This is a genomic window from Alloalcanivorax venustensis (genome assembly GCF_047495515.1).
Classification (GTDB): domain Bacteria; phylum Pseudomonadota; class Gammaproteobacteria; order Pseudomonadales; family Alcanivoracaceae; genus Alloalcanivorax; species Alloalcanivorax venustensis.
Genome location: NZ_CP179934.1, coordinates 1,203,826 through 1,227,980, shown reverse-complemented (window position 1 = coordinate 1,227,980; position 24,155 = coordinate 1,203,826). Strand labels below are relative to the sequence as shown.

General features: G+C 54.2%; 19 protein-coding genes and 1 pseudogene. 11 read left to right on the top strand and 9 right to left on the bottom strand.

The features are described from left to right. The first annotated feature begins 179 nt into the window (after positions 1-179). Positions 180-1,382, top strand: coding sequence for a tyrosine-type recombinase/integrase (locus ACMG4O_RS05850; protein WP_414434626.1), 1,203 nt, complete (start codon positions 180-182; stop codon positions 1,380-1,382). On the opposite strand, the gene ACMG4O_RS05845 is transcribed toward ACMG4O_RS05850, so the two are convergent. Both ACMG4O_RS05845 and ACMG4O_RS05840 read right to left on the bottom strand, forming a co-directional pair. Continuing rightward, positions 1,383-1,847, bottom strand: a complete 465-nt coding sequence (locus ACMG4O_RS05845) for an RES family NAD+ phosphorylase (protein ID WP_414434625.1) — start codon at positions 1,845-1,847, stop codon at positions 1,383-1,385. Next, the gene (locus tag ACMG4O_RS05840) at positions 1,844-2,293 is read right to left on the bottom strand and encodes an antitoxin Xre/MbcA/ParS toxin-binding domain-containing protein (RefSeq protein ID WP_414434624.1); all 450 of its coding nucleotides are present in this window, start codon (positions 2,291-2,293) and stop codon (positions 1,844-1,846) included. The genes ACMG4O_RS05845 and ACMG4O_RS05840 overlap by 4 nt, the downstream gene beginning before the upstream one ends. 462 nt (positions 2,294-2,755) lie before the next feature. Between ACMG4O_RS05840 and ACMG4O_RS05835 the strand changes: the two genes are divergently transcribed. The 4 genes from ACMG4O_RS05835 to ACMG4O_RS05820 all read left to right on the top strand — a co-directional run bounded on the left by ACMG4O_RS05835 (position 2,756) and on the right by ACMG4O_RS05820 (position 5,586). Further along, positions 2,756-3,268 (top strand): hypothetical protein, encoded by a 513-nt coding sequence (locus tag ACMG4O_RS05835; RefSeq protein ID WP_414434623.1) that lies wholly within the window; start codon positions 2,756-2,758, stop codon positions 3,266-3,268. A 125-nt stretch (positions 3,269-3,393) separates the two neighbouring features. Continuing rightward, entirely contained in the window at positions 3,394-3,654 is a 261-nt protein-coding gene (locus ACMG4O_RS05830) for a hypothetical protein (protein WP_414434622.1), read from the top strand. A 156-nt stretch (positions 3,655-3,810) separates the two neighbouring features. Beyond that, entirely contained in the window at positions 3,811-4,299 is a 489-nt protein-coding gene (locus ACMG4O_RS05825) for a hypothetical protein (RefSeq protein WP_414434621.1), read from the top strand. Between the two features lie 96 nt (positions 4,300-4,395). Then, positions 4,396-5,586, top strand: a complete 1,191-nt coding sequence (locus tag ACMG4O_RS05820) for a restriction endonuclease (protein WP_414434620.1) — start codon at positions 4,396-4,398, stop codon at positions 5,584-5,586. A 133-nt stretch (positions 5,587-5,719) separates the two neighbouring features. On the opposite strand, the gene ACMG4O_RS05815 is transcribed toward ACMG4O_RS05820, so the two are convergent. Together ACMG4O_RS05815 and ACMG4O_RS05810 are read right to left on the bottom strand one after the other, a co-directional pair. Then, positions 5,720-6,916 (bottom strand): PD-(D/E)XK nuclease family protein, encoded by a 1,197-nt coding sequence (locus ACMG4O_RS05815; protein WP_414434857.1) that lies wholly within the window; start codon positions 6,914-6,916, stop codon positions 5,720-5,722. Between the two features lie 58 nt (positions 6,917-6,974). Then, positions 6,975-7,415, bottom strand: coding sequence for a hypothetical protein (locus ACMG4O_RS05810; RefSeq protein ID WP_414434619.1), 441 nt, complete (start codon positions 7,413-7,415; stop codon positions 6,975-6,977). 616 nt (positions 7,416-8,031) lie between these two features. Between ACMG4O_RS05810 and ACMG4O_RS05805 the strand changes: the two genes are divergently transcribed. The 6 genes and pseudogenes from ACMG4O_RS05805 to ACMG4O_RS05780 all read left to right on the top strand — a co-directional run bounded on the left by ACMG4O_RS05805 (position 8,032) and on the right by ACMG4O_RS05780 (position 12,441). Further along, positions 8,032-8,532 carry a JAB domain-containing protein gene (locus tag ACMG4O_RS05805; protein WP_414434618.1) on the top strand — a complete coding sequence of 167 codons (501 nt, stop codon included), beginning with the start codon at positions 8,032-8,034 and terminating at the stop codon, positions 8,530-8,532. Positions 8,533-8,615: 83 nt separating this feature from the next. Continuing rightward, on the top strand, positions 8,616-9,035 hold the full coding sequence (locus tag ACMG4O_RS05800; RefSeq protein ID WP_414434617.1) for a hypothetical protein: 420 nt from the start codon (positions 8,616-8,618) through the stop codon (positions 9,033-9,035). Positions 9,036-9,097: 62 nt separating this feature from the next. Further along, positions 9,098-9,226 (top strand): hypothetical protein, encoded by a 129-nt coding sequence (locus ACMG4O_RS05795; RefSeq protein WP_414434616.1) that lies wholly within the window; start codon positions 9,098-9,100, stop codon positions 9,224-9,226. A 163-nt stretch (positions 9,227-9,389) separates the two neighbouring features. Next, positions 9,390-9,569 (top strand): annotated as a pseudogene (locus ACMG4O_RS05790) (hypothetical protein); the annotation flags it as partial. A gap of 104 nt (positions 9,570-9,673) precedes the next feature. Next, complete coding sequence (locus ACMG4O_RS05785) at positions 9,674-10,744, top strand: helix-turn-helix transcriptional regulator (RefSeq protein ID WP_414434615.1); 1,071 nt, start codon at positions 9,674-9,676, stop codon at positions 10,742-10,744. 5 nt (positions 10,745-10,749) lie between these two features. Then, positions 10,750-12,441, top strand: coding sequence for an MBL fold metallo-hydrolase (locus ACMG4O_RS05780; RefSeq protein WP_414434614.1), 1,692 nt, complete (start codon positions 10,750-10,752; stop codon positions 12,439-12,441). A gap of 100 nt (positions 12,442-12,541) precedes the next feature. On the opposite strand, the gene brxL is transcribed toward ACMG4O_RS05780, so the two are convergent. The 5 genes from brxL to ACMG4O_RS05755 all read right to left on the bottom strand — a co-directional run bounded on the left by brxL (position 12,542) and on the right by ACMG4O_RS05755 (position 24,150). After that, positions 12,542-14,608 carry a protease Lon-related BREX system protein BrxL gene (gene brxL / locus ACMG4O_RS05775; protein ID WP_414434613.1) on the bottom strand — a complete coding sequence of 689 codons (2,067 nt, stop codon included), beginning with the start codon at positions 14,606-14,608 and terminating at the stop codon, positions 12,542-12,544. Beyond that, entirely contained in the window at positions 14,592-17,222 is a 2,631-nt protein-coding gene (gene pglZ, locus ACMG4O_RS05770) for a BREX-1 system phosphatase PglZ type A (RefSeq protein ID WP_414434612.1), read from the bottom strand. The genes brxL and pglZ overlap by 17 nt, the downstream gene beginning before the upstream one ends. Positions 17,223-17,390: 168 nt before the next feature. Then, entirely contained in the window at positions 17,391-18,755 is a 1,365-nt protein-coding gene (locus ACMG4O_RS05765) for a DUF2130 domain-containing protein (RefSeq protein ID WP_414434611.1), read from the bottom strand. Positions 18,756-18,815: 60 nt separating this feature from the next. Then, entirely contained in the window at positions 18,816-22,412 is a 3,597-nt protein-coding gene (gene pglX / locus ACMG4O_RS05760; RefSeq protein WP_414434610.1) for a BREX-1 system adenine-specific DNA-methyltransferase PglX, read from the bottom strand. Beyond that, on the bottom strand, positions 22,405-24,150 hold the full coding sequence (locus ACMG4O_RS05755) for a DUF262 domain-containing protein (protein ID WP_414434609.1): 1,746 nt from the start codon (positions 24,148-24,150) through the stop codon (positions 22,405-22,407). The genes pglX and ACMG4O_RS05755 overlap by 8 nt, the downstream gene beginning before the upstream one ends. Positions 24,151-24,155: the final 5 nt, after the last annotated feature.

The window sequence follows — 24,155 nt, the reverse complement described above, 5'->3', positions numbered from 1 at the left end:
GTCCAAAACCTCTCGCAACTCCCTGATAAATAACGATTTTTATTCCTACCCTTTCCGATAGCATCCTGTGGCATCCGACTTGAGTGCGGGTATTGCTGTGGGTATGGCGCCCTTGCTAAGGTCCATACCCACAGTGATTTCACCGGATGATCGGAGCCATACCCACAACAAGGAAAACTATGAACAAGGGCATCCATAAACTCACGGACAAAGAGGCCAGGAACGCCACCACGGAAGGCGCCCGGCAAAGAAAGTTAGCGGATGGCGGCGGACTCACCCTGGTGGTTCGCCCGACCTCTAAAGCCTGGTGGCTGCGGTACCGATTCCACGGCAAAGAGCGCACCCTCACCCTCGGCAGCTACCCCCGCACCAGCCTCAAGGAAGCCAGAACCGCGCGCGACGAAGCTCTCAAGTTGCTCGATCAAGGTATCGACCCCGTGGATTACCGCCGTATGGAACAGCGACGGCGGCAGACGGAAACCGCAGATACCTTTCAGAGCATCGCCCTGGAGTGGTACGAAACCATCCACAAACATGAGGTAGGCGCCACCACGCACCCCAAGAACCTACGCCGGATGGAGATGCACCTATTCCCTTATATCGGCCGCATGCCGATCCGAGATATCACCCCACCGGATGCACTCAGCACCCTTCGGCGTATTGAGCAGAAAGGCCATGTGGACAACGCGCACCGACTCAAGACCATCATCGGCCAGGTCTTCCGGTACGCCGTGGGCATCGGCAAAGCCGAGCGCGATATCACCGTGGACTTGCGTGGTCTGCTGCGCTCCCCGAGCGTCAAGCACTACGCCGCCATCACCGACCCCGATCAACTCGGCGATCTGTTGCGCGTCCTGTGGGGCTACGAGGGTACTCCCACGGTTTCCGCCGCCCTGAAGTTGGCACCGCTGTTCTTCCTGCGTCCTGGCGACCTGCGCCAGATGCAATGGGACCAGATCGACTGGCAGAAAGCCCAGTGGAGCGCGCAGAGAACGAAGAACAGTGACCCTCTAATCGTGCCCCTGGCCGATCAGGCGATTCAGATCCTCCGGGAGCTGGAGCCTATCAATGGCCGCAGCCCGTACGTCTTCCCCAGTGCCCGCTCAAGAGCTCGCCCCATGAGCGAAAACGCCGTCACAGCGGCGCTGATCAACCTCGGCTACAAGGACACCATGACGGGGCACGGATTCCGCGCCACGGCCAGAACACTACTGGAAGAAGAGCTGCGCCTTCCGGTGGCCATCATCGAGATGCAGATGGCCCACCGGGTGCGCGACGTTCACGGCCGGGCCTACAACCGGACCCAGTGGCTGGATGAGCGCCGCAAGATGATGCAAACGTGGGCCGACTATCTGGAAGGGTTGCGGAACGTCCGCAGCTAGCTACAGGCGAACATCCGGCTCGAAATTCACCTCCTTCGCGCCCGCAACCAGGCGCTCATACCCCGGATGGCCCGGGTTAAGCAGGTAATTCCACTCACGGGGCACCACCACGCTCGGCACCGCGAGCACCAGGCTGCTCTGGCCGTCCAACCAACCATCACCCAACTCCGCCGTGGACGGTGGCGCCGGTTCGTCACGCCAGTCGCCAGGCAGGTCGGATTCCGGCAACCGCAGTACCTGATCCTCCGGTAAGCGCACTTCAAGCAGCGCGTAGTGCTGCAGCAAACCGTAATCATCCAAATGGACCATTACCTCCAGCAACGCCAGGGATTCAGAGCCCGCCAGGTACACGCAGGACTTGCCACGACTGTTCCACCGCCCGCCAAAGCGCCGCGCGCCTTCGCCGTCGAAGACGGTATCCAGCCACTTACGCTTAACCAGACGAAACGCAGCAATCCCACTCATGCGAAGACGCCGTGCTCAAGCCGGCCGATCAGGTCCAGAACGGCCTCCACTTCGGCGGACGTGGCCAACATGTCCACAGGGCGCCGATCTCCCAGCCCCCGCACGGGGTTCGACAACCAATGCACAGCCCGCTCACGGTCACCTTCAAACAGATCGATGGCCGCCTTAAGCACCTCTGCAAAGCGATACAGACGGTCGCTCTCTTCCACCTTAAACTTCCCGGCCTTGGCCCGTCGCCGCAACGTGGCGGGCGGGATCACCAGATACCGGGCCAACTCCTGGTGCTCCAGACCCGCCACCGACACAAGTTGCTTATACACAACGTAGGAAACGCCTTCCCGCAGCGCCGCGTGCAGCTGGGCGCCGCGCGCAGGGATCCCGACTGTCTTCCAGAAACCTGAGCCTGCTTCCCTAGGGGCTCGATACTCGCCCAGATCAACTGACATGACTTCGCTCCGTTCGATCACCTGATACATTAATATGGTATCATATTGCCCCCTGAAAGCAATTGAACCGCTTCTTGTAAACCTCCGCCCGCAACTCTCTGACGGCCGCGTCTCGCACCAGAGGTCCCAAGTCGACGGGGCTCTTCCAACGCTTACTGCCACACCCGGCAGCTTCGAAATATTAAAAGGGGTAGGAACCGAGGTTCACGGCAGTGCGCGACGACGTGTTTTTTTCAGCAGTAGCTAGTCGGCATTTATAAAAGTCGACTTATCCGGCCCCTTTTTTTGCCTGCGCAATAGGAGCCCGGGTGTTGACTTGTGATATGCATCACGCTTTCATCTGCTTACGAGAGGCCCTGAGTTGATCCAACTAATAAAGCCCTGCGGCCGCGACAGGCCGCACTCCGTTAGCCTCTAACTGAGCGCGCAGCTCAATACTTATTTGAAGTAATCCGAGGGACCGTGGCAAGCGACTTCATTATTTTTCAATCCAACAAGGCGGGTTTAAACAGCAAGGAAAGCTACGTTGTTACCAGGGGAAGAACTAGCTTTCTAAGAATTCTTGGATCTCATCCTCACTGGGAGCTTATGACCGCTACCGCCTGTGAAGATCATGGGCACATCAATGTATGCTCTGATCAACTTCGCTTAGTTGAGTCCGCGTTACGGCTTGGTATTGAACTTGAGACTTCCCCTTCAGTGGAGAAAGACCGAGCTGGAAGGGAATACGTAAAGATATGCATCATAACGCAACATGAAGATAGGAACGACACAGAGTTCAATAAAGATCTTTCTGCAGCGTTTAGCAGGTTCTTTGAAATCTATGACTCCCGCACAGACTTACGGTGTCGCTCCAAGGACGAGATGATTGACCTATACAACAACATTGCGGCAGATGATCTCGGCAACGACTTCTATCTCGGCGATGGCATATGGCTCAGCAATGATGGCTCGCTCCATGATATCGGCCGATAGAGCATTAAATGCTGCTAAAAATCGATTTAATCACCGGCCTATCGGGTCTCCGAAAGGCACGGCTACGGCGTGACCCCACGGAAAACACTACACTCAAGAAGACTAAAGCCCCCGGGAGGACATCAATGGTAAACGGTCTTGAGATCGAAACGAGCCCCTTAAGTCAGCGACTGGCTGCCGACGATAAAGCTGTCATGGTCGATATTCTCCGTGGTGACGCAGGAGGTTGGACTCTCGAAATCATAGATGAATTCGGCACATCTACGATATGGGACCATGAGTTCGACACTGACGCAGCGGCACTGAATGAGGCCAAAGCGACGATCCGAGAGGAAGGTATTGATTCTCTAATATGTACCGATCCGTGGGTGATGGCTAATCGCTGACATTACTAGGCGGTCGACACGAAGACCACTGTGCGTGCCGCCACGATTTGAGCGTCAGCATTAAGCATCGATAACGCCCTTGAACGCTTAGACATAGATTTCAGTTTTTTTGCGGTAAAGCGCTGGAAATAACCCTTAAAGCACTGGAGGTCAATATTGCAGACTCTTGATAAATGGGTAGAGCGTATATACGCGGAAACCGATGTTGGTCGTAGTATCGCCACATCTGTCGCAGGCGTTATTGGCCTGTCAGCTTACCTCTTGTCGACGGACTGGGTCATTGCGGCGTTTCTATCGATTATTGCATTTCCGCTAGTTCGACTGATCGCCACGGGAATCCATGCACGCGCGGTAAGTCGAGAACAAAGCCTAATGGAATTAGCGGAAGCAGAGCGCATCTATAGCCGCTTGAGCGAGGAAGAAAGAACGGTAGTACAGGCATTTGTTGGAGCAGGTGGATCAGTTCTTACTTGGGACCAAGTAAATCGGCTGGGATTACCCGCTGCTGGTGTAGAGTCCCTTGTACAACGAGAAATGGTTTGGTCGTCAATGACAGCGGACGGTATGCGAGAGACCTTTGCCTTAGATTCGTCTTTGTTTGACGTTGGACAAAAAAAGTTAGCGAATGAAAAGAGCCTTGGATAAGGCTTGTTTGAGTGCCCGCAATCTGTTTCAGCCATAGCCCAACCCTCTTACCCTGGCTATACAGCTATGCTACTTTTCGCGATGTCAGGAGGATCAATGTCTGATAGCCCTTTAAATGCCGCACTTCGGCAATTTGAAGCAGCCGAGGCAAATCTTATTAAAGCCGAAAAATTATTGGCAGAGATTGAAGCTACAATACCGAGTGGAATAGTGTTTGGTGAGAACCCGGACTATGAAACTAGCTGCCGCGACTTCGATATTTTGATCGCGTCGTTACCGAAAATTGATGGCTGGAAGCCAGATATCATCTTGATGGATTTGGATGAAATAGCGCAAAATCGGCTAGATGCCCGGGAGGTTGGTGATTTTGAGTGCATGGTCTCAGTCGAGCGGCAAATCGGAGAACCTCCACGATATCTGCGAGAGTATCGCTACCGATTTAACCAAAAGCGGCGTGAGCTAATCAGGGACGCCTTAATTGAGCTTATTGATGCTATTGACTCAAATCTAGGAAATCTAGGCCTACTGCTTACCGAAAGTGGTCCGTCGAACGACAATGTTACTGATCCTGAATTTGATGAACTGAAAGAGAACGTGGCCCAGATTGCAATGCTTCTGGGCAGCACCGTGGCTAAGCCGATGCGGTGGAAGGACCTCCATAGGCACTTGCATTTCGCGACGCGTAAAGACCTTTGTGACATCATTGAGCACGATTGGCCAAACGTGAGATCTGACTTACGCAAATCGATGTACGGTGAATCAGAACCGGTACCAGTGGGAGTCGGAGATTTAGGTGATTTGGTAAGTTCAAAGCCGAGAGGCCCGGTTGCTACAAAGCTGAAGTGGGAGAGTCTTACCGATGAGGAATTCGAGCGGTTAATATTCGTTCTAATCTCCTCAGAAAAAGATTATGAAGACCCTAAATGGCTTACCAAAACCAATGCGCCAGACCGTGGCCGTGACCTTTCAGTGTATCGCGTCCATTCAGACTCGCTCGGGGGCACCTTGAGGCAAAAGGTCATTATCCAATGTAAGCATTGGCAGTCTAAAAGTGTAAAGCCAGCGGATATTTCCACCCTTAAAGACCAGATGAAACTTTGGGAACCGCCAAGGGTGGACGTACACGTTATCGCTACTTCCGGCAGATTTACATCAGACGCCGTCGCTATCGTGGAGAAGCACAATGAGTCTGACAGTGCTCTCCGAATTGAGATGTGGGCAGAGAGCCATTTGGAGCGGCTTCTTGCTAGCAGGCCCGGAATAATTGCTCAATTCGGATTAAGGTGATCGCTGACATTACGAGACGGCCGAGACAAGGCCACTGCGCGTGGCCCACACAAGCTGAGCATCAATATTAAGCACGAAAACTTCTCTCACGACCCAGACCATCGACTTCCGCCGGATTTTACGGTGAGGTGCGCTATTTGATCTCTCTTAGATAGCGCCGGCAAAGGTCTATTGCTTTATCAACGATGGCGCCTTTTCCTTCGGATGTTGCTAATTTCCCAACCCCTCTATCCCCGTCAAACTGCGCCGGGTCCACTTCTTGAATCGTAACCCAGCTCAGCCACCAGTTATTGTGCGTCGCGCCCTCGATGTCTGCAAAGCGATTACGGTCAGCGGGCACCTCAGCGTGCTTTCCTTCCTCGAAACGCCCCAGACCTACCCAAAACCTGTCTGATGCGTCCAGGCCTACTACCAAATGCAGGTTCTCTAATTTGCGGTCGCGCACACCATGTATACGGTAGAATCGGTAACCACTAGGCGTCCTTCCCCTCGCCCAACCCTCATAGATCCCCCAGTCAAGCTCGCTCCAGCGCTCCGGCGATTTTACTCTTTCCAGGCGAGGCTCTTTCTCTAGCGCCCGATGTACGCCCTCGATCAATTCCTCAAGCAGCCTGGCGTGCAAGAAGAAGACGGAGCGGGTTAGCCTCGCCAATGTGGTTACATCGCCCTGATTAGCGACTACGTGATCCATCAACCCGCTGCTATTCAGTTCGCTCAATGCCTCTTCTCGCGAGTGCATGCCGATAGCCTCCATTAGAACTTCGTTGTACTGCGTCAGGATATGGTGAATCCGGCCTTTTTCCTGCTTAGCGCATGCCCATTCCAACAGGCCGGTTAGCCAAGAGTGAATCTCAGTCTCGTAGCTGATGCACTGATAGCTGCCTTCTTCCAGCCCCGGCATATCGCCGAAGCCGGACGGGGCTGAAACAGAGATGGGGGACGGTTCACAGCCGTCTAGCGTTAGATAAAACAGATGTGAGGTTACGGGTGGTACCACCTCGGCTACTAGCACCTGCTGATAGCGCCATAACTGAGCTTCTTGATCGGCCGCGTATAGTTTGTTCTCGATCACCAAGCAGCAACCGGGCAGTTGGATCATCAGATCGACCCGACCATGCTTAGGGAAAGACCGTTCACGCCAGACTTGGGCGTGTTCGGCGCCAGCGTCATCAATTTCGAGCATGGATAAGAAGCGGCTCAGAGGCTCCTTTCCTAAGCCGTGATCCCCTTTCGGGTCCAGCAACCACCCCAGTAACGGCGTGTGCAAGCGAACCTCATCGTGGACTGCGAAGAGCAGCGTTAGAAGGTTAGGCTTCTCTGCATACGACATCGCCCGGAGGTTCTGACACAGGTCGGATTCCCAAAACCAAGACAGATCGTTCCTTCCCTCACTCAATCTCAAACTCCTTCGCATCCAGCTCCAAAGGCGCCTTGCTGTACCCAAACGTCAGAACTTGGTGGAGATACTCCTCCATGAAGGCTTCTAACGATCCGAACGTTTCGTACTGGTAGACGTGACGAAACTCATGGGAATAGAGGCGCGTTGACTCAAAGCCCCTGGCTATGTAGATCGAGTGCCCAAAGGTCATCCCCATTATCGTGCCATTCAGCATACCAACGCTCTTGGCCAGGCTGCTAATCACCGGGTCATCCATGATCGGCACCTGATCGACCAGCATTACTCTGATATGAGTAGGCTCGAGCACGCCCACACTTCTAGCCAGATCGACACCAGCATCGCTCAGCTCCGTGCCCGAGTCCTGAATGGTACGGTAGTGGCCCTGGGCCCAACGGATCACCGCTGTTTGCACGTTCTGATAGTTATCCACACCTCCCCCTTCGCGCTAACGCCATCTCCTTTCGATCATCCCACCTTATCGCGACAGCTTTTGTCGCAATACCCCGCTCTAAAACTCCATCAACGTACAGCACGCCTGGACACGCTGTCCGCTTGGGGTATCGGCGCTCCATTCCAGATTTTTTCAGATACACATTACTTCCATGAGCCCAGGGAGTTGAACCCTCGGTGATCACCAACTGGAGGTATCAATGATTCTGCAATGCCCAAATTGCAGCTCGATCCATGTCGGCACCCGTCATGACGCCAGGAAAGCCTGCGGCGCCGTCGGCACGATTGCGGGCTTAGTAGGCGGAGTAGCAACCGGCGCCGGTCGCATGCAACTCGGTGTCGCTCTGGGCGTGGCTGCTGGCCCGCCCGGCATGGCGATGGGGCTGTTGCTCGGTGGGCTGGCTGGCGGCCTTGTGGGAGGTGCCGGCGGGGCCGCTCTAGGTGACCTGATCGATCAAACCCAATTGGATTCGCTGGAGTGCCTGCGGTGCGGACATCGGTTCGCGGCGCCCTCCGGGCCTCCCGACGCTGACTGATTCCTCGTTTCCCTCTTCCAAGCCCGCTCACGCGGGCTTTTTTGCTTCTGGAGATCATCTATGTGCGATTGCGACAAGACTTTCGTAAAGAGTGAGAAGGGCCTGTATCACGCCTTCGGTCCGATCACCTCGGACGATATTATCCGCACCGCCGCCGCCATCCTGCAGGAGAGCCTGACTCGAGGCGAGGCCCTTTCCACCCCCCAGGACGCCGCCAAGTTCCTACAAATGGCGCTGGCGAACGAGAAGAACGAACACTTCGCGGTGCTGTTCATGAACAACAAGCATCAAGTGCTAAGCTTCGAACGGCTGTTCTTTGGCACCGTCGATGGGGCCACTGTTCACCCCCGGATCGTCGTGCAGAAAGCTCTGGAATGGAATGCGGCCTCAGTAATTCTCGCGCACAACCATCCCTCCGGACACTGTGAGCCGTCCCAAGCAGACCGGGATGTCACGCAGCAGCTGGTCAAAGCTCTGAGCCTGATCGACGTTCATGTCCTGGACCATCTGGTCGTGTCTCAGTCCGGCTGGGAAAGCCTGTCCCGGCGCGGCTGGGTCTAAATCGCCCACCTTCCTCTATCTACTCAATAATGGCGCCGTCCGACCGGCGAGGGCGCTTCTATGCCGTTTATAAGGAGAACCGCATGTGCCCGAACGATCCCTGTACTTATCGCGAGGTCGACCTCCCATCGGATCTGAAAAGTGAAATGCTGCCCCAGGCCGTGGCACCGGTCTGGGGAGCCTTTCTGTTCGAAGGCCTGATGACGTCCCGGAGAGACCCTTGCCGCAGCCAGCGTCTACTGAATTTCTGGAGCGGAAGCCGCATGGCGCTGATCACCCAGAGCTGCTGCTATCTGGACTGGATCTGGGCGTATAGTCGACGTCACTGGCGGCACCTTAGTCCAAAACACGGCAGGTTTGAGTACGAGGTGATTTCTGCTTTCGGAGACTTGCTCGGCTTCGAGCTGATCCTAAACCACGGTGAGTTTCCGTCCGACGAGCAGGCCGGTTTGGTTATCCAGAATCTGGTCGACGCATTCTTTACCCGGGAAGACGCGCCCTGAGAAAGCGGCACATACCGGCCCCCGACGGGGCCGGCCTCATTGATTCACAAGAACGGAGCACTATGCTTAAAGGCCTCGCCATCATGGCCCCGGTGATCGGTCGCATCAGTATCGGTCGCATCGTCAAAAAGGACGGCTGGATCAAGTGCGCGCTGGACTACGAGCTTCGTAAGACGACGGGAAACGGGTGAACTACGCGCGATCCGGTTCGCACGCTGTTTACGACCCAGACCTCAACTTTAGGACGGAATATAGCTTGTTTAATCGCAGCACTGCTCGCCCTATCTGCACGGGCGACGGCGAAACCTGGCGACGCGAGGTTGAGAACGGGCCTCGAGCACCTGCCATCCCCCGGGCCAGACACTTGCGAGCGGGTCATGCAAGCCATACGGCCGGTCGCACGCGCGCATCGGGGACAATGAGGGACTCGGCGCCTTCATCCTCCGAATTACCAGCTACGGCAGCATCCGCACCCTGCCAGCAGGGCTGTCGTGCTGCCCCGCCATCAGTGGCGCCCGCCTGACCCCACATTGAAAGCGATGTGATGTTTTAGAAGTCATAACATCACACCATATTGCTTTTATGTGATGTTATGGCCGTGTAGGCTGCTCTGCACCATTAGCTCAGAGGAAAGCTCCGTGGCGAAAAACTTCGATTTGGACAAAACCATACTCAGGGAGACCAGAGAAGCGCAGGGCCATACTCAGGAATCTCTCGCTCTGAAAATTGAACTCTCACGTGAAGCCTATTCACGTGTGGAGACATCAGGCAGTACCAGCAAGCGTACAGCGGAGAAGCTCGCCAACGCTTTGGGCGTGTTCATCGATTATCTAACCGGTGCAGACAAGGGCGGCTTGCTCCCGTCGCCATTTTATTGCGAGCTAACTGAATCCGGGGCATCTTCGCAGAAAACCTGGAGGCAGCTATTCAACACCGAAGTTGAGCTCCTTACATTCCTGGATCAGCGGATTTATGAAGAGCGACCAATTCGTATCAGAGGAAAAAGCCCCGAGCTATATTCGGATTTCCCCACTACGTCATTACCCACATATGCCATTCGAGGTGCGGACTGCACGCTCACAATCCCCTTGAGGGAGGAGAAACCTGAACCAGAAGTAAATGCCGACAGAACGCTAACCTTTACTTTCCGCGAGCTTCAGCACCAGGCAAAGATTGGACTCACGTGGAAGCCACTGACCAAGTGGGCCTCCATTTACATCAACCAAGGGCTATGCCGCACTCTCAATCGCTGTTACCCGGAATTTATCTTCCTGGATGAGCACAAAGGAAACAACGCTCAATTTCTTGTCGTCCTCAGTGAGGACATTCAACAAACACAATTTGAAACGTTACTACTAGAGGACCTTTGGCCCGTACGTGAATTTTCAAACTGGTTTAGTCACAGTTTACCACCGGTAACTGCGTACAAGATATCGGAAGACAATAAGCTCTCTTTCGAACTGGTTTCGCAAGATAGGGCCTCACCTTCCAAAAGGCTTGATATCATTCGCGTTGACTCCGAAACAAAAAGAGAAGCCCCATTTCCAGCGGTGTGGCAAGAAGCCGTTTTAACAGCATTGACGTGGAGTGAGTCGATAAACACGTCAGGCACGCCGAACAATTCAGCAGTGCCAACGCTCGAAGCATTCTCTCACTTAATACAACATAACCCGGTTCGGCATCAACATCCAAATAATACAGAAGAGTAAAGATCATGGAAGTGAACTTTATCGGCCCTTTGGGCAAAGTAACCGGATCATGCACCTGGATCCGGGACCAGGAAAAGGGATGGAATTTTTTGATTGATTGCGGAATGCAGCAGGGCGAAATGACTGCCGATCAGTGGAATCATCAGGAATGGCCATTCGATCCAGCCGAGATTGAGTTCATCGTGCTCACCCATGCTCATATGGACCATAGCGGGCTCATCCCCTCCCTATACGATTCAGGCTTTAATGGAAAGGTATACTGCACTAAAGAAACAGCGGCGATCTCCGAGGTTCAGTATAAAAATGCGATGCATTTGAACCCTGAATTATTCACACAGAAAAACATAGATAATATCAAATGGAGTCATTTCAGAAAAGAACCGGTTTTGGGTAGGCATCACCCCGTTGACCAGGACCTTTTTGTCCAGTTTCAGAGAAGCGGTCATATACTAGGTGCAGTATCTGTCAGTATTTACTGGGGGCCGCCGAAGTCTCCAGAGCAAAGAAGCATTGTTTTTTCAGGGGATATCGGGCCCCAGCCTGAGAATAATGAAGTTCTACCTATCATTCGCCACATCATGAATCCAGGCAAACATAATTACGCCGTCATGGAATCCACTTATGGATCTATAAACCGCAGTCCTGCGGATAAAGACCCAAGTATTCGTAGAGGCCACCTAAAGTCTCTCATTAACAGAGCCATAAGCGCTCAGGGGACGCTACTCATTCCAGCTTTTGCTCTAGGCCGAAGCCTGGATGTCCTGTTTGACCTGCACACTATCGTTGCTGAAGACCCTGAGCACTATCAGCAAGCCGATTTTTACTATGATTTCCCTCTTGGCAGGGAAATCATAGATAAAACGTGCAAATTCTGGTCCACAACGGAAAGCAACAGAAAGAAGACAAGGCCGCTGTGGCTCGGTAAACAGATATTCGATCTTCTGGGACTAACCAAAAACGATCCAGACCATCTTCCACAGGCGATAAAGGCCATGAACGCCACAAGCCTTTATAAAGACGATTGCAACTGGGAGGGATTGCAGGAAGGCAACATAATCGCAAAAAACTGGAAACCCATTCTCTCCAAGAACGTCCCATCCAGGCAGGAACTGACCACTTCTAACCGTCCTACGGTTATTGTCACAGGGTCCGGAAACGGCGACGCTGGCAAGGCGGCATCTTGGCTTCCTATGCTTTTGCCTAAAGAAAACACCATTGTTGCGACGACCGGGTTCTGCGGAGCAACCACCGTTTGCGGAAAGCTGTTATCCATCAGAGACCTTCCGGTCCCCGACAGAAGAATGAACAGCAACATTATCCATTGGCCGAATAGCGAGCAAAGCATCGCTGTGGCTGACATTATGGCAAGCATTGACGACATCAAAGGCTATTCTGCCCATGGTGATCAGGAGGACCTCTTAAACTGGGCTCTGTGCAATGCAAAAGAAGGGCACTTACCTGCCGGCGGCACCATCTTTCTTCAGCATGGAGATGATAAGAACAGGGATGCATTAAGACGTGCGCTCCGCATGAAGTCAGCCAAGCTAAGGATGGAATTGGACATACAGATACCCAGTGAAGAATCCGGCTGGATATCATTGGAATCTGAGGAAAATGAAGAGGAAGATGAGGATTTTAAGAAAATAATAGCCATTCTTAAGAAGCGGCCGGATCTAAAGGAGCATATCCGTAATTAAGTGAATAGGTTCAAACCTGGCCTGTCAGAACTGTTCGAAAACAATAGGCTTATCGGCTCTTCAAAAGGCATTTTTCAGGTCAAATCTGAACTACTGGAAATCACTCCACTCCCAATGCCTTAAACACCGCATCAACCGGATCAGAGTAAAAACTCACCTGATACTTGGAAAACAACTCCGCAGGCACCGTCGGAATATCCTGGGCATTTGCCATCGGGAGCAATACCTTCTTCGCGCCTGCATCCATACCCACCTGTAGCGCCTCTGCCATATTTTCAGCGGGGATAATGTTGCCACCCAGGCTCATGTCCCCCAGTACGATCATCTGGTTCTGGGTTGGCCGTTTCATGGTTGCAGAGCAGTAGGCAATAAATGACGCCAGCGTCATCTGCTTTGATGGGCCGGTGTTGTGTAACTCAACCATGTGCAAATGGAGGTCGAAGTCACTCGCCTTGGTCATGGTGCTTACGCGATTCACATTCGCCTTGAAGTAATCATGGGCGACTTTCAGACCTTCTTTAGCCCCAGAACTGGAACCTAAACCCGAGGTGTTGAGCTTGCCATTCCCTGCTGTAGCCTGAGTTTCCAGCCGGTAAAGGCCCAAGTGGCCGTTGGTCGCGCCTGTCGAAACGGTATAGACAGTGCCTGGCTTGGGCTGCCCCTCTGGAATCAGTCCACCGCCACCCTGCTCTTTCACACTGACATAGTGCTCTTCCATGGTCTCGGCATCGATGTAGGAGAAATGCACATCGAAGAATTCCATGCCACCGATTTTCTTGAGCTGTTCCTTCACCCGGCGGCGCACTTCAAGCGCATATTGCAGGCAACGCTCGATGGCAGCTTTGTCGTATTCACCATGCGGGTATAGCAGTTTCAGTAGGCCTGACACTGTACGCCGCACCGCGATGCTGTCGCGCTGATTCAGGTTATTACCGAGCTTGTAGTACTTGTCGATGGCATCAGAGAACGTGCGCTTACGCATCTCGCGCATGTACTCCGCCAGATAGTCCACGATCAGCCCATACTGATTGGTGAAAAACTCAGGCCGCATCTTGGGTATTTCCCAACCCGGCACATAGGCATGGAAACGGTCGAAGAAAGCGGAATCAATCATGGCCTCAGGGAATGGCGACAACAGGTGGCTGGTTTTCACCAGCGTTTCCACGGAATGATTGATATTGCCGACAAATACCATACTAGCACTAGCTGAGATGGAATCACGGCCACGGGCAAAGGAGCCTGAGGCCATGTAGTCCTTCATGATCTGCACGCCATCCTTGTCTTTGAACGAGATCCCGGCCACTTCGTCAAAAGCTACCACGTCCCACATTCCCACCAGCCCAACCTGCCGGCGTGACATGTTGTAGAACAGGTTGGCAACGGTGGTCTGCCCGCCAGACACGAGAATGCTGTTCGGGCTGCATTCCTTGTAAACGTGGCTTTTACCCGTGCCACGCGGGCCCAGTTCGCAAACGTTGTAGTTGTTCTCGACAAACGGAATCAAGCGCGCAAGCAAGTGCCACTTCACGCGGGTATCAAAATGTGCAGGTTCCATGCCGGTCGAGCGCAGCAGCACATCCAGCCACTCGTCCTCGGTAAACTGTTGCCGCGCCTCCATCAAGGCATTCATATCCATATTCGGCATCTGGATGGGCTTCAATTCCTTGATGGCGAAGGGCGAACTACTTTGGCCATCTTCATAATCATACTTGATGGAGATAATCGACCAGATCCCGCCGACCAGCAGCTTCTCATAGTCGTGAACCTGGCGGCTTTCGATATTGGCGTTATTGATGCCAAGATTGGAGAGAATGGCTTCGTACTGGTCTTTCTTCTCGTTAAGACGAACCGTCACCTTGTCGATGATCTTGAAATTGCCGCTCTCACGGATGCGGGCCTTGATCTTCTCTGCCTCGTCGGGCCGCACATAGTTCTGTGACAGCACCTGCTTGACCCGATCCATGCCCTCGGCAATCTGCTCCTCATCAGCTGAGGAACAGTACATACCTAGCAGGTACTCCAGCACATACACCGGCACGTTGGCGCCTTCTTTCAGGCGCTTGGTCAGATCCTTGCGAACAATTTTGCCGGGAAAGTTCTCGACCAGCTTTGCGTCCAGATCTAGCGCGTTATCCGCCTCGTTTTGCATGTCAGAAGTCGAAGTCATTCTCTATTGCCAAGTCGATGCGCACCGGAATGCGCTGAAGTTCGATTTCGCTCTCAGCATCGCTGAGTACCAGAAAGTGGTCATTGCCAGGCTTCACTGCCTGAGCCGCCAGACTCAGGGACACTTTGCTTTGCCGCTCACCCAGCTCGGCGGCATCGCTGTCCAGGTTCAACAGCTCCCGGGATGAAACACTGTCTCCGTGCTGATTCACCAATTCGATGGTGATCGTTGTCGCCAGCACCTTTTCACTGACCGGCTCGGTCTGCAGCAAGGTAAAGACATGGTAATTGGTCGTGATGCGATGTTGCTGGCCCAATACATTCACGCCCACTTTGGAAACACGGGTACCTTCTGCAGACTTGCCGTATTTCTGCCGGATCTCGATGATCGGTACGGCCACCTCCTGCAAGGTGGCACCGCCATGAACAAAGCGCGCCCCTCCCACAAAGTGGAACCGCCCCACACCACGGGGAAGCCAGAACTCGGTATTACACCCAGTTCCAGCGGTGACGGCCGTTTTGCCCTGGTGGGCGTACTCGGCCTCGCCCAAGTCCTTGCCAACCAGATAGCGCTTCTTGGCGGTTATGGCCCCGGCAGGCTTGCTGTCCATGGCACTCTTTTCCAGCGCATCTGGTGGTGTTTCTCGGAACAGGAAACCATGATCCGCCGTCACCGTAATCGCTGTCGCACTGGCATTATTCACCAGCCGTGACACCAGATCCGCCAGTTCATTGATCGTCTGGCGGCAGGCGATCCAGGTGCTCGATTCTGTACTGGCGGAATCCCCCACCGCATCGATGGTGTTGTGGTAAATGTAAATCACACGGTGCGGCCTGACGAAATCTCGCAGGGCCTGTTTGCCCATATTAGCCAGGGTTTCTGCCTTCACTGCGGTGCCGCCGACAGCCCCCACTATCTTGTTGCGGTTACCCAGGCCCTCCGAGGAGAGACCATCCACATCCACCGAGCCTTTCGCGTTGTAGGTCAGGATCTTGTGCGGCAGCAGGCTGGCCATGCCCAATTTTGTATAACTGGGAAGTACACCCAGCTGGCTACGTAGGGTGGCATTAATACGCTCGCGACCATTGATCTGGGTCTTCAGCTCATCGGCCACTTCATAGCGCAGCGCATCGCTGATAATGACAAACATGCGGCGCTCGTCACCTTTCGCCAGATAAGGCGCCACCACTTTCTGGTAGAAGTTCTGCTGGTTGACGACACCCTCCAGACTCCAATTCTCCAGCAGGCCATTTTGCAGATGTCCATCCCAATGGATGGCCAGCTTGTTCAGGTAGCGATTGAGGTAGGCCGCTTCCACCTGATCAGCCAGGGGGGCAATCGCATCCGGGACACGGGCAGACACCACATCCGCTGCCTCGTGGAACAGACGATAGAACTGATCAATTTCGAACAGCGACTCGGTATAAGCGGTATACGCCTGCTCCGGGCTGGTGAAGGCAAAGTGTTGGGCGCGGGTTTCGATGGCCTCGAACAGACCCGTCGCCGATAACAGCGCCTGATAATAGCCCCGCCAAATACTGCGCTTCCCCACCTCCGTATCGGGATAGCGATCACTCACCCAATAGCTGGCCAGGCGACCATTCACCGTGCGGCGTACATCGGCCATCACACTGCTGGCCATATTGCCCAGCAGCTGATCGCGCAGTGCATTGGCGACGATTCGCTCCAGATCCACAAACGTCGCGCAGTTCGCCACATCGGCGGGCGTCAGGCCAGCGAGATGATGGGTAAACTGCAGGTCACTGGCCAACCGGGCGGACAGGACGTCGTAATCCTTCTGCCGTGCCGTCGAATCCCGCCATTGGGACAACAGCACCGCCACGTTACCGGCTTTCGCTTGCGGCAATGCAAGCTTGATCAAGCCGGTCGGCAAGGGCTTTTTCAGGCCCCGGCCAAGGTCAGTCACCAACAGCCGGGGAATGAACCGTGCCAGGCTGGGCGCGTCATCCCTGTAGCCGAAATGCCGCTCGACCAGGGCCCAGGCGAACGGTTCCAGGCCATACTTGACCAGGCTCTGCCACAAAGGGGACTCATCAAAGGCCACGCCCTCGTCGAGCTGAGCCACGTCGCAGAGCAAATCCAGCAGCAGCGTAAAGGGATCCGCCGAGCCACTCCGCGACAATACCGCCCAGATCTTGGCATCGATGTCCCGCTCCATGTCGTCGGCATGCAGCAAACTGGCCAAACGCGCGGTGCGGTCTCTACTGGCAAAAAAACGGCCACGATCTTTGAGGTAATGACGCAGGCTGGCATGTTCCAGACCGAGGTCCTGCCGCAGCATGGAGGTGGCATCGGCGGCAAACGGCTCGGCATAAAGGCGAATATCCAACAACCAGTCCTGCTCTGGGTCAGGTGCGTGCTGGCCTTCGTACAGCACAAAGCAACTCGCGGGCGACTCCAGCTCCACCTGCCGCTTCACCGCCAGTGCCGGGGTGTCGCCCAGGGAGATCACGTCTGCCTCACCAAGGGAAACGTCAGCCACGGCATCGGCAAATTCGCCGTCAGGATCAGACCACCAGACAATCCGGTTGCCTGCCTGCAGCAGCTTAGCCAATCCCTTCTCTATCCGCTCTATGGCGCTTGTTCCGCTCACTCAAGCGTCTCCGTCAAAATTCGCATCATACCCCAGCGTGCCACTGATAGCCTCCCGGCCCAAACAGGTCATATTGAGCCAGCATTCAGCACCGCGTCAAAAGAGAACCGGATCATCGTGTGCGCATTCGACTCTCTTTCACAGGTCATCAGCCCCTCATCCTCAGCCTTACTCGTCTTTATTCTCAAGCTGCTCAAACGCCGCCTCCATCGTAGGATTCTTACGGGTCAGCTTCTTCACCGTCACGTCCTGCGCCTTGTCGTTTGCCAATCGAAGATTCCGATCCGTGCTCATCAGCGCGTCCTTGGTCTTTTGCAGGTGGTTGATTGATTTATCGATCTCATCAATGGCTGTCTGGAATTTTCTTGAAGCCAGGTCGTAGTTCTTTGCAAACGCCGTTTTGAATTTATCCAGATCACTCTCAAAGTTGGTGATATCGATGTTCTGGGCTTTAACAAGCGCCAGCTCCTGCTTGTACTCCAATGAATTCATGGCGGCATTGCGCAGCAGCGTGATCATGGGAATAAAAAACTGAGGGCGGATGACATACATCTTGGGGTAACGGTGGAAGACGTCGACAATGCCGGAATTGTAGAGATCGCTATCAGGTTCCAGCAGCGATACCAGGATGGCGTATTCGCAGCCCTTCTCGTTGCGATCCTTGTCCAACTCCTTGAGGAAGTCTTCGTTCTTCTTTTTTGTCGCAGTGGTGCCGCTCTCGTTCTTCATCTCGAACATGATTGAGACGATGGGCGTATCTCTCTCGTCAACGTCGCGGAAGATGTAGTCGCCCTTGCTGCCTTTGCCGGCGTCATTGTCCTTCTCAAAGTAGGCCCGAGGGAAAGCCGTCGAGCGAATCCGGTTAAACTCGGTCTCGCAGTGTTGCTCCAGAGTCTCGCCCACCATCTTCGTGGACAGCCGCGCCTTCATATCCCGCAGGCGCTCAATGGCATCATCTCGGTCTTTAATCTGGGTCTCGTATTTGTCCTTGAGCGAGCGCTCTGACGCCTGCTTTTCCAAATCAGCCTGGCTAAGCTTATGCTGAAGCTGGTCTCGCTCCTTTTCCACCGCAGACACGGCCTGGGTAATCGCGAGCTGCTTGCTAGTATCCGTCGCATCGAGTTTGGATTTCAGCTCCTGAATTTCCTGATTCAGGCGGGCTTCAATCAGCTGGGTGGCCGATTCGTTATCGCTCCTTGCCTGCTTGAGGTCACTCAACAGTGAATCGCGCTCTCTCTCGACCACCTTCAGGGCATCGGCAATGGCCAGTTGCTGAGAGGCCTCACCGGCTTGCAACTTGGCCTGCAGCTCCTGGAGCTCCTTATCTTTGGCTGCCTCTGATTTCTGGATTTCGCTGGCTGCCCGCTCCCTGGCCAGAGCGAGCGCAGCCTCCTTGTCCTTTTCGGCCAGCGCGAGGCGCTCCTGTAGCTGCTCTTCAAAGGCGTGATCACGCACCTGCTTAAGGATATCGGCGTAACCGGCCTCATCGATTTTGAACGCCTTGTTGCAGTGGGGGCAGATAATCTCATTCATACCAAAATCGCTCTTCGTTCTTCTGATAACCACCAGTCAAGCTGTAATTGACCTGGGCTTTCAATCACCGGCCTTCTTGCCCGCCACAGCCTTCACCTCAGCCAACAAATCACCAAACTTTCCGTAGTTGAACTTCACACCATAGTCGAGATCCAGGGTAATGCGCTGGTCGGCGTAGTGTCGGAGGTTTTCGTCGAAGCGGCGGAGTTCGTCGAATTGTTTGATGAGCTTGTCCTTTTGCTTTTGGAAGCGTTTTTGCTCGGCGCTGGAGGTGGAGGACTGGATGTCCTGCTCCAGGTTATCGATGCGGGCCTGCATGCGGGATTGGAGGGGGACGACATATTCCATGCGCATGCGTGAGAGTGTGCCGGCGTTGTAGCGGTGCAGGTACACGAGAGCTTCGAAGGCTTTGTGTTTGCCGGAGCTGAACAGCCAGTAGATGGGCCGCTTCTTGTAGGTTTGCAAGTGGTCTTTGTAAAAATCCTTGCTGAGGTAACGGCGGACGGTGTCGTCGGCGGATTCGCTCGCTTTGCTACCCAGGGATTCGGCGAGCCAGGCCATGTTCTCGGCTTCGGTTTCTTCGCCCCAAACGACGCGGACAAATTCGTGGATACGGTTGGCGCCATCGTCGTCGAACCAGGCTTCATCGGTGATGGGGACGATACCGTCGTCGTCCGCCGGGAAGGTTTCATAGCGGCTGGGGTCAAAGTCTTCGTTTCCGGCATGGGCGTAGATCAGGCCGGGGGCGTCGAGGCTGTAGCGGCCCATCATGCAGCCGATGCAGTACGAGATAAGTCGCGCCGCCAGGAGCGTACGATAGTTTTCTGCCGCTCTTGTACCTTCCGCACCCAAAAGCCACACTGGATTCCACGACAAAGAAATTGAGTCAGGCGGAGGGGTGAACGGGCACTGGTTCTCGAGACCCAACGCGTTGATTAAGATGTCGTTTACTGTGGATTCAATCCTGAAAAGATCCGCCGTAAGGGCATTTGTTTCAGTGACGTACCTACTCCATGCAGCTTCAAGGTTTCCAACGTCGGTGCCACTTCCAAAGTCGACCAATGGAAAGCTTTCGAAGCCCCAAGAAGTTTCGAAGTGATCCCAGTCTAAACGTGTGATTTCAACTGCCCGCTTTGCGAGCGTCGATAACTCTTCCTTAGTTTCTTCGCTCTGCAAGATGGCTGTTGGAACCGGAAGGTTCGCGACGTTGCCTGCCTGTGTCTCCAAAGTCGGGTTCAGTATCGTTAAGATTTCGTTGATGGGGGATGTAGTGAGTAACGCCAGAATCCAAAAATGGTCAGGAGGGTTTGGGTATACCGCCGAACCTTTACAATCGGAGATGTGGCCTGCATCGCAATGTCGTATACCAAAATAGGTTGAGCTAGTTGCAGACCAAGTAAGGGATGGCCTAAAAAAGTATTCTTTGCTTCGAATTGATGCGCGGCCCGACGACCTAACCGCTGCGCCATCATTTTCCCAGTCCAGCAAGTACTCGTTATTGCCGAACCATTTTCTGAACGTGCCGCCCTTCTTATACGGAAACCATTTGGCGCCGCTTGTCTGGGCTTTTTTAGAATCCGGAGCATCAAAGTTGGTCTTGGTTATGTTTACCTCAAACCACATCCGCAGAAATTTGTTGTTATTGGCCGTATCCATCCCTTTTCTGACTGGCGCGATATCGCCAAGACGCACACCCGACTGAAAGGCTCGAAATATAGAATCGGGAGCCCAATAGGCAATTGGGCCTCCGGGAATCTTTTTAAAATCATCCTGCGCCGTCGCATCGAACCGTTTCTGATTGGTGCGCAGGACTTCGGCCTTGGTAGTTTCGTTGCTATCTACCAGACGGAAGAACACAGGCCGGAAGCCGGTGACGTGGGTCGGTTGCAGAACAAAGGCTGTTGTCTGCACCACCTCGCCGGAAATTTCGCTGAATGCCCGCGCGCCTAGATGCGCCATCGTGCTGATGCTGCGATCTTCCAGCAGCCTCGTCCGCATATCCTCAAAACTGGACAAGAACATCCAGCTCTGCATCGTCACCATGCTGTTGAAACCAGCAGGCTTGCACCAACCGAAGCCACGCTCGATGAACATGGCGAACAGGTCCGCCTTGCTGGCCTGGAAGGTTTTTTTGGCCCACGCCTTCAGATCGGCGTTCATGCCCTTGCCACCCATATACGGCGGATTCGCCACCACAGCATCAAATTGCTTCGCCAGCACCTCGGCCTGCGCCACCAGCCGCAGCAAGCTTTCAGCCGCATCCCGCCCCAGCATGTCGCCGGCATCGCGCACGGCCTCGAGCTCCTGCCGCAAGTCTGGCAAAGCCGTCGCCAGCTCATCGGGAATCTGAATCAGAGATCCAAAGGTCTTGGCCTGCTCGAAGGCTTCCACAAGTTGGCTCACGATCGTAGAGTCAATCTGCGACGCATTCAGCGCACTGTGAAGCTCCGCCGCACTGGCGGCCTTCGCTTCCTGCAAGGCCAGCACATTCAAGCCCGCCGGCTGCCCGAACAATTGCCGATCATCGGCCCGCGCCTTCATCAGCAGGGCAAAGCCGGCGAGCTGGGCGGCGCGGTCGTCGATATCCAGGCCGTAGAGGTTCTTTTCCAGAATCAGTCGGGGAATGTCCTGCCGGCGGTAACCGCGTTCGAGGTAGATATCGCGCAGCAGGTCATAGGCTTCCACCAGAATGTGGCCGGAGCCGACAGCCGGGTCAAGCAGCGTGAGAGATTCGGGGTTAAGGGTGGCGCCGTCTTCGTCGATGCGGGCCTGGATGAGCGCATCGAGCTGGGCTTTGACCTCATCCGTTTGCTCGGCGGGTTGGATGTAGTACTCCCACTTGCTTGCCAGTTGGCTTCCGGGGTTGGCCATCAGCCACAGGCGGCCGAGGCTGTTCTGCACCAGGTATTTGACGATCCAATTGGGGGTGAAGAGCTGGGTGGCGGCGGGGATGTCCTCGCTTTTCACCACCCTGCCGATGACTTGATCCTTCTTCTCGCTGATGTAGAACTGATAGAGCCAGCCGATGATTTCGACGTCCTGCCAGTCGGCCTCATCGATGGCGGTGACGAGCCTGCCCAGGATGGAATCGGTGCGCAGCAGGCCGTCGGGCACCAGTAGCTCGGTGGCGTCGTCCAGCGATTCGAACAGGAAAGGCATGGCCGTGTGCAGAGCGTGGCACTGAGCGAGCAGCACCTCGCGGTACAGCTCTTCATCGCGATTGCCGGCGAGCTTCAGCTCCAGTGCCTGCGCTTTATCGAAGCCGGGCAGATCCAGCTCAGGAATATGATCCAGGATCTCGGGCTGGGTGTGGCCGTTGTCGTTATTAACAGGGTGGCTGAGCACCCGATAACCATGATCCAGAAAGCCGTGCAGCTCCATGTAGCGGATGGCCACCAGACGGTTAAACCAAGTATAGGCCATGGCCTCCATCACCTGCGTAAAGCCCTGTTCACGAATACGGGCTTCTAGGGTAGTGCGCATTTGACCGTAGGCTGCCGGAAAGGCGCGGCCATTGATCAGCAACGCTTCGCCCTGCTTTTCGACTTTGGCGGGGCTTTTAGGATTCAGCCCCAGCAGTTCGGCACGGCGTGTGACGGCAGCGATAAAGTCCAGGCGGGCCTGAGGGGCGTACTTTTTGAGTGCGGATTTATTCATCGATTTGATCCAGGACTGCTTTAATGCGGGCTTTAAGCGTGGCTTTGCGTTGTTGGTAGAAATCGGGGAAGCCCAACAGGTCATCAGGCAAATTCTGAATTGCCTGATTTTCGAGATACTGCTTTCTGGCCAGCTCGCCTGGCCATTGCGCCTGATACCACTCTAATGGCATTTTCTGGCGTTTCTCGTTATTGATTGAACCTACCAGTAATTGGAGGTTCGGTAGCCGATTGCATTGATCTAGCAAGATTTCAACTTGCTCGTCGGCAAAGCCTGCTTTTATCAGCTTGGCTCTGGTGAATCTGCCTTTGGGGAAGATGTGGTCCACATGGAAATGCTGGGAAAAATCGAAGCCGGGAAACAGCACTGACAACAGTGCAAATGTGGTTTTACCGCCGTAGGGCAACTCACACAGCTCGTCGATTTCTTCGTCGGAAAAGACCAGGGTTTTCCCGCGTCGTGTCATGGCAGCTTCAAGTTCGGCAACCGAAAATCCGTTGACCGCATTGTTCCTGAGCACCTCTCTCAAATCAGTCAACAAGGTATCCAGCCCACTACCCCAGATGCCGGAGGCCTTGAGCAAGCTACGGACAAACCATTTTCTGACAGCCTCCCGGTCAACCGCGAATTCAGACCGTGACAGATAACCGTCACCCAGCGTACGGGCGTGCAAATAGTAGGCAATCGGCAGAATGGCACTGTCTGCACGAAGGTTCTGACCATTGAAACCGAAACTGGCCAACAAGCGAACCGCCAACATAAGTGAGCTTCGGATGGCCTGCCACTGGGCTTCAAGCTTTGCCATATTGGCTTTGTTGAAATTCTCAACCTTGAAGCCAACACTGCCTATATCGGCCAACATCAATCCAGCTTTCAGGACAAGATCTTTACTAAAGGCGAAGCCATCCCCCTCGGCATTCATTTCATCCACGATGGAATGAATTTCCTGCCTGGCATCCAGGTTCTTCCATTGGGCTACGGCTATGGATAAAAGGAGGTCGGAATATGACAGTGCTGTTCCTCCACTGTTCATACGGATAAAGATATTCAGAACCCGCTCAAGATCCTGATTGGTCTCTTCGTAATAGCTGATAATGTCCTTATCGTGAATGACCCGCAGCAGATCTCTCAGCGTGGATCTTGCCTTCGCTCGTTGCTCTTTGTCGGCGATCTCATCCAGCTCGTCAGTTAGGGCATCGCGATCTTCGTCAAATGCACGCGGCACCTTAAACCAGCATTCCCCCACAGACGCTCTGGCAAGCTGTTCCTGAGTCAGGAATTCGAATTGGTATTGAGAGCCTGTTTCCGAATCTGGCTCGCCAAGGAGGTTCAGATACAGGTGGCGCTCGGGAAAAGCTGAGTCATTTGTCCACCATTTCCCAGAAATACGCCACGCATACGAACCACGCAGGCCGATATTGAGTGCGGTCATGCGTTGCTGGCCATCCAACACCGCTGTTAGCGCCTTATTCGGCAGTTCTTCTATGAGCTCGCAGTGATAACTATCGCGCTCATGATAGTTCTGAACGAAATCATAAAACTGGTACTGGGATTGCTGCTCGGGTTCGATCTTCCAGAAAAGGAAGGTGCCAAAGGGATAGCCCTGAAGCAGGCTATCGAAGAGCTGGCAAATTTGATCTGCCCCCCAGACAAACTCCCGCTGAATAGCAGGGAGTATGTACTGGTGTTCTTCTACACCTTTAAGAAGAGCAAAAATTGTTCCACCGGGTTTATACATTATTA

Coding starts and splice junctions, on each gene's coding strand:
- ACMG4O_RS05780 (WP_414434614.1), top strand. CDS start 10,750: ATGGAAGTGAACTTTATCGGCCCTTTGGGCAAAGTAACCGGATCATGC.
- pglX (WP_414434610.1), bottom strand. CDS start 22,412: ATGAATAAATCCGCACTCAAAAAGTACGCCCCTCAGGCCCGCCTGGAC.
- ACMG4O_RS05815 (WP_414434857.1), bottom strand. CDS start 6,916: ATGTCGTATGCAGAGAAGCCTAACCTTCTAACGCTGCTCTTCGCAGTC.
- ACMG4O_RS05765 (WP_414434611.1), bottom strand. CDS start 18,755: ATGAATGAGATTATCTGCCCCCACTGCAACAAGGCGTTCAAAATCGAT.
- ACMG4O_RS05840 (WP_414434624.1), bottom strand. CDS start 2,293: ATGTCAGTTGATCTGGGCGAGTATCGAGCCCCTAGGGAAGCAGGCTCA.
- ACMG4O_RS05830 (WP_414434622.1), top strand. CDS start 3,394: ATGGTAAACGGTCTTGAGATCGAAACGAGCCCCTTAAGTCAGCGACTG.
- brxL (WP_414434613.1), bottom strand. CDS start 14,608: ATGACTTCGACTTCTGACATGCAAAACGAGGCGGATAACGCGCTAGAT.
- ACMG4O_RS05800 (WP_414434617.1), top strand. CDS start 8,616: ATGTGCCCGAACGATCCCTGTACTTATCGCGAGGTCGACCTCCCATCG.
- ACMG4O_RS05850 (WP_414434626.1), top strand. CDS start 180: ATGAACAAGGGCATCCATAAACTCACGGACAAAGAGGCCAGGAACGCC.
- ACMG4O_RS05820 (WP_414434620.1), top strand. CDS start 4,396: ATGTCTGATAGCCCTTTAAATGCCGCACTTCGGCAATTTGAAGCAGCC.
- ACMG4O_RS05795 (WP_414434616.1), top strand. CDS start 9,098: ATGCTTAAAGGCCTCGCCATCATGGCCCCGGTGATCGGTCGCATCAGT.
- ACMG4O_RS05805 (WP_414434618.1), top strand. CDS start 8,032: ATGTGCGATTGCGACAAGACTTTCGTAAAGAGTGAGAAGGGCCTGTAT.
- ACMG4O_RS05845 (WP_414434625.1), bottom strand. CDS start 1,847: ATGAGTGGGATTGCTGCGTTTCGTCTGGTTAAGCGTAAGTGGCTGGAT.
- ACMG4O_RS05755 (WP_414434609.1), bottom strand. CDS start 24,150: ATGTATAAACCCGGTGGAACAATTTTTGCTCTTCTTAAAGGTGTAGAA.